Consider the following 12,676-nt stretch of genomic DNA (forward strand, 5'->3'; position numbering starts at 1 on the left):
TTGCATATATGTGAAGAATCGGGTATAGTATGTAGCGAATCTTTCGTGAAGAAATGGGGTAAAAATTGTGGAGAAACAATCCATTTACGGGTTAACTAGTGAAGAGTTGGTTGCGTGGTTTCTAGAGAATGGGGAAAAGAAATTTAGAGCAACCCAAGTCTGGGAATGGCTGTATGAAAAACGAGTTGCAGCTTTTTCTGACATGACCAATTTATCAAAAGACCTAATCAATAAATTAGAAGAAAATTTTGTCATTAATCCATTGAAACAAATGGTTGTCCAAGAGGCAAAAGATGGTACGGTAAAATATTTATTTGAATTACCAGATAAAAATATGATTGAAACAGTGCTTATGCGTCAGGAGTATGGTCTGTCTGTTTGTGTTACGACGCAAGTGGGCTGTAATATTGGTTGTACATTTTGTGCAAGCGGACTGCTGAAAAAACAACGGGATTTAACAGCTGGTGAAATCGTGGCGCAGATTATGTTAGTGCAGCACTACTTTGATGAACGTGGCTTAGATGAACGAGTTTCCCATGTCGTTGTGATGGGAATTGGTGAGCCATTTGATAACTATAATAATGTGATGAACTTCCTTCGTATCATTAATGATGCAAAAGGTCTGGCAATCGGTGCCCGTCACATCACCGTGTCAACTAGTGGACTTGCAAACAAGATTAAAGAGTTTGCTGAAAATGGTCTACAAGTCAATCTTGCTATTTCTCTACATGCCCCAAATAATGAGGTACGGACGTCAATTATGCGTATTAACCGTAGCTTCCCAATTGAAAAATTAATGGAGGCAGTTGACGAGTATATAGAGAAAACCAATCGACGAATTACGTTTGAATATATTATGTTAAATGGGGTAAATGACCGTCCAGAGCATGCTAAACAACTTGCAGAGCTATTAAAAAATAAGAAAAAACTCTCTTATGTCAATCTAATTCCTTATAATGCCGTAAGTGAACACGATCAATATTCTCGTAGCGATAAGGCAGATGTTTTGAAGTTTTATGATATTTTGAAAAAGAACGGTGTAAACTGTGTGATTCGTAAAGAGCACGGGACAGATATTGATGCTGCTTGCGGGCAATTACGAAGCAAACAAATGAAGAAACAAAAAGAAACAGTTAAATAAAATTGAGGTCGTAACAGTAGTGTCTAGCTCCGAGAACAGACACTGTGCATCATCGAAAAGTGAAGCTACGTGGATTTGCGAAGCCTTCAACTCAAGCATGTCCCATGCGTAGAAGTTGTTGAGAGCTAAACGCAGTGGGAATGAGTTCTTCCCCACGCCACACGTAGTGTAGATGAGTTGCTTCTCCCGACTCTTATCAAGAGTTTACGAGGGTGAAGGTGGGACATAACTAATTAAGTTATTCCACACCTTTGTAAAATCTTAATAAACGACGGGAACAGAAGCAACTCCTTCGAAAATAAGCTGAAATTCCCAAAGATTTGAGGAACAATCTTCGTGAATTCCTTCTTATTTCTCGGAGCTGAACACTTCTGTCCCGACCTCCCCTCAGTTTTTTGTTTTCTAGTTGAATTCAACGATTAACGAGCATTGGCGTAAATAATGAGTAGATAGTAAATATTTCGCTTTTTTTCAAGAGACTGGTAAAATGAATCAATGGATTGATGAGCGGAGGGACAACTATGATAATCACAGAATTTGATCGCGAAAGCATCGCATTAAAAAATCAATTAACTGATTTACTGGCTTTAACTTGGCCTAAGGATTATGGAGAAACAGCTTCAGAGAAAGTTGAAGAATTACTTACCGATAATCGGATTGCCGTAGCTGCTTTGGAGGATGACCAGTTGATTGGATTTGTAGGGGCGATTCCCCAGTATGCAATGACGGGGTGGGAGATGCATCCCTTGGTTGTTTCTTCAACACAAAGAGGAAATCGAATCGGTGCGCGTCTTGTTCAATATCTGGAAAAAGAAGTTGCTTCAAAGGGTGGACTTACGATTTATTTAGGTACAGATGATGAAACCAATCAAACAACTCTTAGTGAGGATGATTTATTTGAGAATCCCTTTGAAAAGATTCGACAAATTAAAAATAAGGAAAATCATCCCTTTGAATTTTATGAAAAACAAGGCTATCAAATTGTTGGTGTTTTACCGGATGTTAATGGCTGGAATAAACCGGATATTTTAATGGCAAAGAGGGTTGGGAAAAAAGTTTCCGAATCTAATACAAAACAGGGATAAAAGAAACAGCTGATTTCTATAAGATTGGTATACGAGTAAAAATAATTTTTAAATGCGTCATTTTTTTAGCGTAAAGACAGAAGTCATCAAATAAAAGAGAATGGTCAGCTAGTTGATGAATATCAGCTGTAAATAGAACTAGAGTAGCTCAAAAATCACCTAGAGAAGAAAAAATAGAATCGTTTTTTTCTAAGAAATTTTGAAGAGGAAATACTCACTAATTCTGACAAAAAAAGAAACAAGGAGGGCGCAATTGCCTAGTCCTTGTTTTTTTTGATGAGGATGCATTTAAGAATGCTAGACCGATGTGTTTACTAATCTTTGTCAGTTCTACTCAATAACTATAGCGAATTATTTTTTCCTTCTGTCACTTCAGGCTTTAGCTGATAAATTTTTGAAGGACGCCCAATGCCGACAGGACGCTCGCCAATTTCATCAAAATATTGAAGCATAGCTTTTTTGAAATTGGAGTGATCAATCGAGTGAAAATCGATTCCTAGAAATTTAGCGAATACTTTTCGTGCTTCTGTAATGGTAAAATCTTTTCCTAATACTTGAAGAACTTGAGGTTCATGTTCCATTTTATCTGACACTCGATTGAAGGCTTTTAAAATAATCTCGCTATGGTCAAAGGCTAGCGTATCTTTTCCTGTAGAGGAGCCAGATTTTAAGTCAAGTATTATTTCTACGTCACCGCTAGTAAGGTGAATCTGATTTGCTTTTCGTTCCATCGTAAACCAGCGAACCTCTTTTGCATCATCTCCTGCAATCAAGGGCTCTTCACCGATGAAAGCAAGATAGCTAACCGTCACGACCCAACCACGAGGGTCACGATTAGGCGTACTAAAGGAATGAAGCTGTTCAATATTTTCTTTTGAGATCACCACACCAGTTTCTTCGGTTGTTTCTCTTAGAACACTTTCCCCCGTAGACTCATTTCTCTGGACAAACCCACCAGGCAAAGCCCAAGAGTTTCGATAAGGGTGTCCTTTTCTTTTTATTAATAAAATTTTCAACTGGTCTTCTTCCTTGTTATAGCACATCAAAACGATGTCCACAGTTAAAGAAGGCTTTTCATATTCAGGTAACTCCTGTTTATGGTACCATTCCAGGAACTCAGCTTCACTTGCTTCTTGCTCAAAGTAAAGTTTTTCCTCTGATTTGGAACGAAATTCCACGTTTGAACACCTCTTCTTCATTGATTTTCATACTTCATTGTATCATGAGTGATAAAAAAGCCAAGACTCATGTACTTAAAAATAAATATTAATAAATGCTTGCAAAAATATTTGGAAGCAGTAGGTTAAATAAGAAAAACAGTAAATAAACAGGAACGGTCTTCTTCTCTTTTTGTTGTAAAGAGTAAAGTCCTGCAAAAGCAACACCACAATAAAGTACCCAACGAAAGACGCGAAGTGAAGTCAAAAATGCTGACAAATGTTCTTGTCCAGTAAAATACGCATACATTTGTGGATAGAAAAAGCATAAACCAAGATGTATAAATGAGAAAATAGCAATGAGACCAAGCAAAATGATTGATTGTTTCTTCATAAGATAATGATTCCTCTCTGTTGACATTCTCCAAAAAAATGGAAGGCTTGATTATTATACCACGAGATTGTTTTTCTTGAGAAAGTATTTGAGCAGCTTCATGGAATCAAGTATAGTGAAGATGAGAGAAAAATTAGGAGGAAGATATATGGACTATCGTACGCAAAGAGATTCAATGGGAGAAATTCAGGTTCCTGTTGAAGCAAAGTGGGGACCACAAACACAACGAAGCAAAGAAAATTTTTTAATCGGACATGAAAAAATGCCACAACCATTGATTGAGGCATTGATTTTAATAAAACAAACGGCGGCAGTTGCCAATCTGGCTGTCGGAAAGCTTTCTTCAAAAAAAAGTGAAGCTATCTATCAAGCTGCACAACAACTATTGGATGACCAAACAGCTCTCATGACCCATTTTCCACTGTCGGTTTGGCAGACAGGAAGCGGTACACAAACAAACATGAATGCGAATGAAGTCATTGCTCATTTTGCAACAACTGAGGAGCTATCTATTCATCCAAATGATGACGTAAATTGCTCACAAAGCTCCAATGATGTGTTTCCAACGGCTATCCATATTGCCGCAACAGAATCTGTGGTTCATCGCTTGTTTCCAGTGATGGATCAAGTCATTGGTCAATTAGAAAAATTAGAAAAAACCTATCAGTCTACGATAAAAATTGGTCGTACTCATTTGCAGGATGCAACCCCTGTAACATTTGCACAAGAAGTAAGTGGGTGGCGTGCCGGACTGCAACATACAAAGCAGATGATTGATTCAACCTTGCGTGAGATGAGACAGCTGCCTATCGGTGGAACGGCGGTAGGAACAGGGTTAAATGCTTCTGGGGCTTATGTTGATGCGTTTATTCAACAAGTGAATAAGAAAACCGGACTTGAATTTGTCGAGTTGAAGAATAAATTTCATGGACTAGCAAATAAGGATGCACTTGTTTTCTTAAGTGGGGCATTGAAGGCGTTAGCTGCAAACAGCATGAAGATGGCAAATGATGTCCGTTGGTTGGCTAGCGGACCAAGAAGCGGCTTTGGAGAAATTACCTTGCCTGCCAATGAACCGGGAAGTTCAATTATGCCTGGAAAAGTCAATCCAACACAGTGTGAGGCATTAAGTATGGTTGCAATTCAAGTAATGGGAAATGATGCGGCAATCGGATTTGCAGCTTCTCAGGGGAATTTTGAATTAAATGTCTATATGCCAGTTCTCGCCTATAATTTGTTGCAAAGCATCAATCTTCTTACGGACAGTCTGCGTTCATTTGAAGAAAAGTGTCTTCGCGGTTTAACGGTTAATGAAGAAAAAATGGCGATCTATGTCAATCAATCACTGATGCTTGTCACAGCGCTAAATGCGCACATCGGGTATGACAAAGGAGCAGAAATTGCTAAAAAAGCATTTACTGAACAGCTAACGCTGAAAGAGGCCGCACTCGAGTTATCCTATGTGACAGAACAGGAATATGATGAATGGGTGAGACCGGAATCCATGTTGGGTGAAAACGTCTAATTGATTGATATTGTTCGTTTTTTATGTCATAGAATTTAATATAAAATGGACAAACAAAATAAAAGTTGTGGTATACTAGCAAGGAAACGAATTCGCAGATAGCGATAAAGGAGGAGTAATCATATATGGCTGACAAAGAAACTTTTTATATTACCACGCCAATTTATTACCCAAGCGGCAAATTGCATATTGGGAATTCTTATACAACGATTGCCTGTGATGCAGTGGCCCGTTATAAACGATTAATGGGATTTGACGTGTTTTACTTAACAGGAGTTGACGAACACGGACAAAAAATTGAAACAAAAGCGGATGAATTAGGTGTGAATCCGCAAGAATATGTGGATAAGATGGCCGCAGATGTGAAGAAGCTTTGGAAAACACTAGATATCAGCTATGATAAATTTATTCGTACAACAGATGGCTATCATAAAGAAGCGGTTCAAAAAATCTTTGATCGTCTACTTGAGCAAGGGGATATTTATCTTGGCGAATATGAAGGCTGGTACTCTATTTCTGATGAGGAGTTTTTTACAGAAACACAGCTTGCTGAGGTATACAGAGATGAAGAAGGCAAAGTCATCGGCGGAAAAGCACCAAGTGGTCATGAGGTCGAATTGGTGAAAGAAGAGTCTTATTTCTTCCGTATGAGTAAGTATGCAGATCGCTTGTTGGCTTATTATGATGAGCATCCAGAATTTATTCAGCCTGAATCAAGAAAAAATGAAATGATTAATAATTTCATCAAACCTGGACTAGAAGACTTAGCTGTTTCAAGAACAACATTTACTTGGGGAATCCCTGTAAAAAATGATCCTAAGCATGTAGTTTATGTATGGATTGATGCATTATCAAACTATATCACAGCGTTAGGTTACGGGTCAGAAGATGATACGCTCTTTAAAAAATATTGGCCTGCAGATGTCCAAATGGTCGGAAAAGAAATTGTTCGCTTCCATACTATTTACTGGCCAATCATGCTAATGGCATTAGAATTACCATTACCAAAGAAAATCTATGGTCATGGCTGGTTATTGATGAAAGATGGAAAGATGTCTAAATCAAAAGGAAATACTGTCTATCCAGAAATGCTTGTTGAGCGTTATGGATTAGATGCGCTTCGTTACTATTTATTACGTGCCGTTCCATTTGGCAGCGATGGTGTATTCACTCCAGAGGACTTTGTTGCCCGTGTGAACTACGATTTAGCCAATGATTTAGGGAATTTATTGAATCGTACAATTGCAATGATTAACAAGTACTGTGACGGGTATGTCCCTAAATATGCTTCATTAGTTACGCCATTTGATAGTGAGTTATCCACAACTGCGGCAAATGTTGTTGGACGATACCACGAAGCAATGGATAAAATGGAATTTAGTATTGCTTTGTCTGAAATATGGAACCTGGTTTCACGTGCTAATAAGTACATTGATGAAACGGAGCCATGGGTTCTTGCCAAAGATGAAGAAAAGAAAAAAGAACTGGACAGCGTGATGATTCATTTAGCCGAAAGCTTGCGAATCGTTGCAATCTTATTACAACCGATTATGACGGAAGCCCCTACGAAAATCTTTAGTCAGTTAGGATTAAATCCTGAGGAAATGAGTCTTCAAGGACTACATTTTGGTGAATTTCCTAGTGATACCAAAGTGACGGCAAAAGGAACACCAATCTTCCCGCGTCTTGAGTTAGATACAGAGGCTGAGTATATCAAGAAGAAGATGGCAGAGGGTGCAAAGAGTCCAGAGGAACAAGTGAAATGGAATCCTGAAGAAACAGAATTGGTTTCTGAAAAAGAAGAAATCAAGTATGAAGACTTCGATAAAATTGAACTAAAAGTAGCAGAGGTTATCGATTGTCAAAAAGTGAAGGGCGCAGATAAATTACTGCAGTTCCGCCTAGATGCTGGAGACAATCAAGACCGACAAATATTATCTGGTGTGGCAGAATTCTACCCAGACCCAAGCGCGCTAATTGGGAAAAAGGTAGTCATCGTTGCCAACTTAAAACCACGTAAAATGCGTGGGCAAATTAGTCAAGGAATGATTCTTTCTGCTGAATCTGCAGAAGGAAAACTTGAACTTGTCGATGCACCTAAAGGGATGCCAAATGGATCAATTATTGCCTGAGGGTGATAAATAGTTTACATGAAAAGCTGAGCGGTAACTGAAAAGTTTGCTCAGCTTTTTTGTCTAACTAACCGTTCTTCATGGAAGGTTCTCGAGGGTGAGTGCATCTGTTTTGACTATCTTTTTCATGGTAAAATAAAATCAGCAAAAAAAGATGTGAAATTAGGATGAGTAAAGCATATTTTTCATTGGGAAAATGAGTTGTGTATAAATAAAATAATAAAAAAACAGACAGTTTTTCAGGTTCTAGTATTGGATGAAAAAAAGGAGGCGTATAAATTGGAAAGAGAAAGCTTTATGAAAATTACGGGATTAATTGATGAGGTAGAAAAAGTTGTTTTGGGAAAACGAGAGGTTGTTCAGCTGACAATTGCCGCTCTTTTGGCCGATGGACATGTCTTGTTTGAAGATGTGCCGGGCGTAGGGAAAACAGTGATGGTAAAAGCAATTGCCAAAGCGGTTCATGGAGCCTTTTCTCGGATACAATTTACGCCGGATTTATTGCCAAGCGACATCTTGGGTGTTTCCATTTTTAATAGTCAAACGAATCAATTTGAGTTTCGTAAAGGACCTATATTTACGAATATCTTATTAGCAGACGAGATTAATCGAACAACCCCCAGAACACAGGCTGCATTATTAGAGGCAATGTCTGAAAGCGCAGTGACGATAGATGGGAAGACGTATCCATTATCTGCTAATTTTTTTGTTATGGCTACACAAAATCCTATAGACTACGAGGGAACGTATCCTTTACCAGAGGCACAGTTAGACCGCTTCTTGTTTAAACTGAACATTGGCTATCCTTCTGCTGCTGATGAGCTAAAACTCATGCAAAGTGAGCCACAAACCACACAAATGATTCATCAGGTGATTGATTCTCGTGAATTAGAAGTATTAAAGCGTCAAGTAGAGGAGGTCTATATTGATGAGGCAGTTGCAAAATATGCATTGGATTTGGTTCGTACAAGTCGTATGCATGAAAGTGTTGCATTAGGAGTCAGTCCTAGGGGTAGCATTGCTTTTATAAGAGGTGCAAAAGCATTTGCTATGACCGAAGGGCGCTTATTTGTAACTCCTAGGGATTTACAAATAATTTTTCCTGCCGTATTTTCTCATCGCATACAAATGAAAGCCGCTAGAGCAACCACTGCCCAAGTGACGACTATCCTAAACGAAATTTTAGATGAAGTCCCTGTTCCTGTGAGGAGGTAGCGAGGATGAAAAGAACAACGATGATTGGGCGTTTTTTTCTGCTTGTATTTACTTATCTTGGTGTATTTTTTTATGCACTCGCTTTTACCAATAAAACAGGATGGGCAGTTCTTCTTTTTGTTTCACTCATTCTTCTAATGGAAATTCTTTCTTTAATCAGTCCGCTTCGAGGAGTACAGATAAGCACATCCGAAACGCTTATTGCCCATTTAGGTGAGCCAATTACACCACTTGTCACCATAAAAAGGGCAGTCAGACTTCCTCTTTTTTTCTCCAGATTGTCTATTCATCTTCCATTTGAAAAAAAGAAGCAAACGATTCGCCATTACCATGGGCAAACAATAGCTCTCTCTCTTAGCTGGTCTCCTAAAAAAAGAGGTTGGATAACCAAACAGCCGATAGAACGAATCGGCAGTGACCTATTTGGTTGGTTCGAGAAGACACGGGTAGAAACACTTTCTGTTAATTGGGTGGTATTACCAGCAATACACCCTTATGCAGCTGCAGGTCTTTCTTTCATAGAGTACGTCACGAAGAGAGATTACTTTGGGGACAGCTCCTATACCATTAAAACCTATCGGGACTATCAAAAAGGGGATCCGTTAAAGCAGATTGACTGGAAGACCTCGAGCAGGAAACAGAGCCTTATTCTTCGTGAGTATGAAAAATATGAACCTGTTAAATGGACCTTCATTTTTTATGGATTAGAAAGTGAGTACTTTGAAGAGTTGTTAAGCCTGTTTTACTCTATTTCAAAAATGTATCCACAGCAGGCGGAGTTTTTATTAATAGGAGAAAATATCTCAAGTAATGAACAAAATGAGCTGGAAAACTATGCGCTGATTCAGCCGTTAAAGACTCTGGTGGAGATACCAGAAAGAAATCACCGCAACATTTGTTTATTTTTACCTGAATGGACCGAAGAGGTGGAGAAAATTCTACCTGAGCAAAAAAAGAAGCAGTTTTCTACTGTCGTCTATAGTCAATTTGCTCGTGAATGGGAGGGAGCCTATGAAAAAGAGAATACAAACTAAGCTTGTATTAACCTGTACCGCTTACCTTGCATTTCTGCTCGCTTTTACTCAATTTTTATCTGTCTATTCTGTAGATAATCAATTGGGTAAATATTTCAGCATCGGCTTTATTAGTTTGACGGTTTTGATTATTCCCTCAAAAATTTTTCGTTTCTTTTTTTATCTGCTTAGTTTTTTTCTAAGTCTTCTTTTCTTTTATCCATTTACTGATGGAGAGTTTACGGTATGGGTTCAACGTCTAATGAGTCAAGTGGGTCAAATTCCACAGCTCTTTATAAATCGAGGCGTGGGTGGACAATACACAATGACAGTAATCTTTATCTTACTAATTGTGACTATCTTGCTGATGGAGCTGTTGGTTGAGTATGAGCGCATTGGGCTAAGTATGGGAATGCTGGTTCTCTATCTGCTAATGCTTGCGGTGTATAATAATCAGGATTTTTTTGTTCCAGTTATATGTATTATTGGTATTGGGATTTTTCAAAACTATTATGTAAATAGGTGGCAAGAAGCAGCGAAGCTTAAAACTAAAGGCGCTTTGCAAATTATCTTTCTTATTTCAGCGACAACCTTACTTTCGATTTATCTGCCTACGAGCTTTTTGAGCGGTCTCTTTACGGAACAAAGTACCTCGTTTAGAAATTTTTTAAATGAAAAGGGCTTGTACAGCTACATTCAGCAAAGTGGGCTTCAGCTAGCCAGGACAGGATTTAGCGAGAACGATGAAACTTTGGGCGGTCCTATCTTGGAAGATACTAAAATTGTTTTTGAAGCATTTCAGGAAACGGCGCATTATTGGCGAATTGACAGCAAAGATTTTTATACAGGTGTAGGCTGGAGAGAAAGTCCAGAAAAACAAAATACTCCGTTAGTAGATGTCCCTTCTGCTACGGAGATGCTTGTTACTTTTCCAGGGTTTAGGGGCGCATTTGACTCTGAGGAGAAAATATCGCTTGCGTTTGAACAAGTCGACGCTTATATTCCTCTGCCATACGGAGAAACGAAGATAAGTATTCAAAGTGGAGGGAATGGCTTTGAATATAATCCGGAATCTGGACGATTGAATATAAAAAATTACTCTAACGCGTCTGACTACCAAATGATTTGGAAAAATCCAACATATACGGTAGAAGAGCTTCGTGCTGTTGGGGATGATTTACCAGATGATGCTTCCGCCTATTTACAAGTGCCATCAGATTTACCGCAAAGAGTGGTTAGTTTGGCAAGTAAGCTTGCAGAAGGAAAAACAAGTCGTGTAGATAAGGTGACCGCCATTGAAACTTACTTGAAGGAGTCTGGAAAGTATCGCTATTCTAAAATTGATGCAGTATTTACAAAAGAAGGACAGGATTATGTGGATCAATTCTTATTTGATTCTAAAGTAGGCTATTGTGATAATTTTTCTACAGCGATGGCTGTCATGCTTCGCTCACTGGGTGTTCCTGCAAGGTGGGTGAAAGGCTATGCGCCAGGAGAACAATCCCTAGTGAATGAGCAACGAAAGTATACGATTCGAAATAATGATGCGCATTCTTGGGTAGAGGTTTACTTTGAAGGGTATGGCTGGCTGCCGTTTGAACCGACCCCTTCTTTTACACAGCCCCTTCGAGTAATGCCAGAGAAGGTAAATTCAGACACAAGTTCCTCACATCCACAAGAATCAACGGTACAAGAATCGGAACGTGAGACCAAAACGACAAGTACCACTTCATCCGTGGCCAAAACGCCAACTGAACCTAGTAAAGAAACACCAACAACAGATAGTGACGCTATATCGGTTAACTGGCTGTTTTTAGGCTTGTTTTTACTGGTTGTCACCGGTGGATTTTTGCTCTACAGATGGTCTATTTATCTAACTGTATTATTGATGTGCTTCTTTACCTCAGACCCAATAAAACATGTTTATCCTTATCTGTTGAAAAAGGTAAACGTCGTGCTGAACCGTTCTGACAGCCGTCCATTGCAGGAATATGCAGCGGAGGTTGAGAAAAAAATTCCTGCATTTCATCAGACGTTTAGTCAGCTCACACAGGAATATGAATCTTATTTGTATAGTAATCAAAAAGAAAAAACTGGTCATCAGATACTGTTGATGAAAAACGCAGCAAAAAACATCTGTCGCTGGCGGTTTAAGCAGTTATTTTCTATAAGTAAAAAGTAAAGCTTACAGAGTAAGACTTCATTGTAGCATCCCATAAAACAGGCTAATTTTTAACAGAAACAAGCCCAAGGCAAATGAGAGCTGTCTTGGGCTTGTTTCTGTTTAATAAAAGTCGAAAACAAAAGCAGTTTCGTTTTCAAAATATTTCTAAGGTACTTATTTTTTTATCTCTGAAGAAAACCCCATGGGCTTTCTCCCAAGATTATGTCGCTTTTTAAAGGAACGTGGTAATAAGAGCAGCAGAAAATCATAGGGCAGACTGAATAGGAACAAGGCGACAGAACGACTAAGGGCTTGTTCTTTGTAAAGCCACTTCAAAAGAAAATGAAGTACAGTCAAACCAATGAGTAATGTGGCGAGTAGAAACCATTGAAGATCGTTAAATACGAACTGGTGAAGAAGCATGGTAGTTAATGGATAAAGGTAGAAAAATCCACCGACTAAAAATACCCGCCATGTTTTTGCCAAGTCTCCTATCTGCAACAGGAAGAACAGTAGCGAAAGAGCAAGTGCGAATGGTGGAAACAGACTCACCAGAAAACTATAGAGCACCCCCCAGAGAATCATCAGAGGTCCCTTGATAATGGCACTAAAGCCAACAAAAACAAGAAGAATTAAAAGCTGTTGTATAGGAGAGGCGACGGTTAAACATGCAAACAAAAATAAAGCGCCCCAATGCCAGATAGTATTTTGTTGATCAGGTTTTGATTGACGGCGATAGTTGCTTAACAGACTGGCGGTGTTTGGGTATTCCTTTTGCAGCCTCTTCATCAAATCACTCCTTTCATTATAAGTGAAGTATACTGGGAAATGGATGATTTTCCCTCAGCCT

General features: G+C 38.8%; 10 protein-coding genes. 7 read left to right on the forward strand and 3 right to left on the reverse strand.

Annotated elements, in window-relative coordinates; translation table 11 throughout:
* Window positions 1–67: 67 nt before the first annotated feature.
* Window positions 68–1,141 carry a dual-specificity RNA methyltransferase RlmN gene (gene rlmN / locus I589_RS13470; protein ID WP_010768324.1) on the forward strand — a complete coding sequence of 358 codons (1,074 nt, stop codon included), beginning with the start codon at window positions 68–70 and terminating at the stop codon, window positions 1,139–1,141.
* Between the two features lie 521 nt (window positions 1,142–1,662).
* On the forward strand, window positions 1,663–2,226 hold the full coding sequence (locus I589_RS13475; RefSeq protein ID WP_010768325.1) for an aminoglycoside 6'-N-acetyltransferase: 564 nt from the start codon (window positions 1,663–1,665) through the stop codon (window positions 2,224–2,226).
* Window positions 2,227–2,567: 341 nt separating this feature from the next.
* On the opposite strand, the gene I589_RS13480 is transcribed toward I589_RS13475, so the two are convergent.
* Together I589_RS13480 and I589_RS13485 are read right to left on the reverse strand one after the other, a co-directional pair.
* Window positions 2,568–3,404: an NUDIX domain-containing protein gene (locus I589_RS13480; protein WP_010768326.1), complete on the reverse strand. Its 837-nt coding sequence runs from the start codon at window positions 3,402–3,404 to the stop codon at window positions 2,568–2,570.
* 88 nt (window positions 3,405–3,492) lie between these two features.
* On the reverse strand, window positions 3,493–3,777 hold the full coding sequence (locus I589_RS13485; RefSeq protein WP_010768327.1) for a hypothetical protein: 285 nt from the start codon (window positions 3,775–3,777) through the stop codon (window positions 3,493–3,495).
* 148 nt (window positions 3,778–3,925) lie between these two features.
* Between I589_RS13485 and I589_RS13490 the strand changes: the two genes are divergently transcribed.
* From I589_RS13490 to I589_RS13510, 5 genes are all read left to right on the forward strand, one after another.
* On the forward strand, window positions 3,926–5,302 hold the full coding sequence (locus tag I589_RS13490) for a class II fumarate hydratase (RefSeq protein WP_010768328.1): 1,377 nt from the start codon (window positions 3,926–3,928) through the stop codon (window positions 5,300–5,302).
* Between the two features lie 125 nt (window positions 5,303–5,427).
* The gene (gene metG / locus I589_RS13495) at window positions 5,428–7,434 is read left to right on the forward strand and encodes a methionine--tRNA ligase (protein WP_010768329.1); all 2,007 of its coding nucleotides are present in this window, start codon (window positions 5,428–5,430) and stop codon (window positions 7,432–7,434) included.
* Between the two features lie 279 nt (window positions 7,435–7,713).
* The gene (locus I589_RS13500; protein ID WP_010768330.1) at window positions 7,714–8,649 is read left to right on the forward strand and encodes an AAA family ATPase; all 936 of its coding nucleotides are present in this window, start codon (window positions 7,714–7,716) and stop codon (window positions 8,647–8,649) included.
* 5 nt (window positions 8,650–8,654) lie between these two features.
* Window positions 8,655–9,683, forward strand: a complete 1,029-nt coding sequence (locus I589_RS13505; RefSeq protein ID WP_010768331.1) for a DUF58 domain-containing protein — start codon at window positions 8,655–8,657, stop codon at window positions 9,681–9,683.
* Entirely contained in the window at window positions 9,661–11,844 is a 2,184-nt protein-coding gene (locus tag I589_RS13510; protein WP_010768332.1) for a transglutaminase-like domain-containing protein, read from the forward strand. Before I589_RS13505 ends, I589_RS13510 begins: the two co-directional genes overlap by 23 nt.
* 156 nt (window positions 11,845–12,000) lie before the next feature.
* On the opposite strand, the gene I589_RS13515 is transcribed toward I589_RS13510, so the two are convergent.
* Window positions 12,001–12,615: a hypothetical protein gene (locus tag I589_RS13515; protein ID WP_010768333.1), complete on the reverse strand. Its 615-nt coding sequence runs from the start codon at window positions 12,613–12,615 to the stop codon at window positions 12,001–12,003.
* Window positions 12,616–12,676 lie beyond the last annotated feature (61 nt).

It is taken from the genome of Enterococcus phoeniculicola ATCC BAA-412, from assembly GCF_000407505.1.
Lineage (GTDB): Bacteria > Bacillota > Bacilli > Lactobacillales > Enterococcaceae > Enterococcus_K > Enterococcus_K phoeniculicola.

What these genes read in the sequence shown, in the direction of transcription:
- I589_RS13490 (WP_010768328.1), top strand. Translation starts at nt 3,926, where the DNA reads ATGGACTATCGTACGCAAAGAGATTCAATGGGAGAAATTCAGGTTCCT.
- I589_RS13475 (WP_010768325.1), top strand. Translation starts at nt 1,663, where the DNA reads ATGATAATCACAGAATTTGATCGCGAAAGCATCGCATTAAAAAATCAA.
- I589_RS13485 (WP_010768327.1), bottom strand. Translation starts at nt 3,777, where the DNA reads ATGAAGAAACAATCAATCATTTTGCTTGGTCTCATTGCTATTTTCTCA.
- I589_RS13505 (WP_010768331.1), top strand. Translation starts at nt 8,655, where the DNA reads ATGAAAAGAACAACGATGATTGGGCGTTTTTTTCTGCTTGTATTTACT.
- I589_RS13510 (WP_010768332.1), top strand. Translation starts at nt 9,661, where the DNA reads ATGAAAAAGAGAATACAAACTAAGCTTGTATTAACCTGTACCGCTTAC.
- I589_RS13515 (WP_010768333.1), bottom strand. Translation starts at nt 12,615, where the DNA reads ATGAAGAGGCTGCAAAAGGAATACCCAAACACCGCCAGTCTGTTAAGC.
- metG (WP_010768329.1), top strand. Translation starts at nt 5,428, where the DNA reads ATGGCTGACAAAGAAACTTTTTATATTACCACGCCAATTTATTACCCA.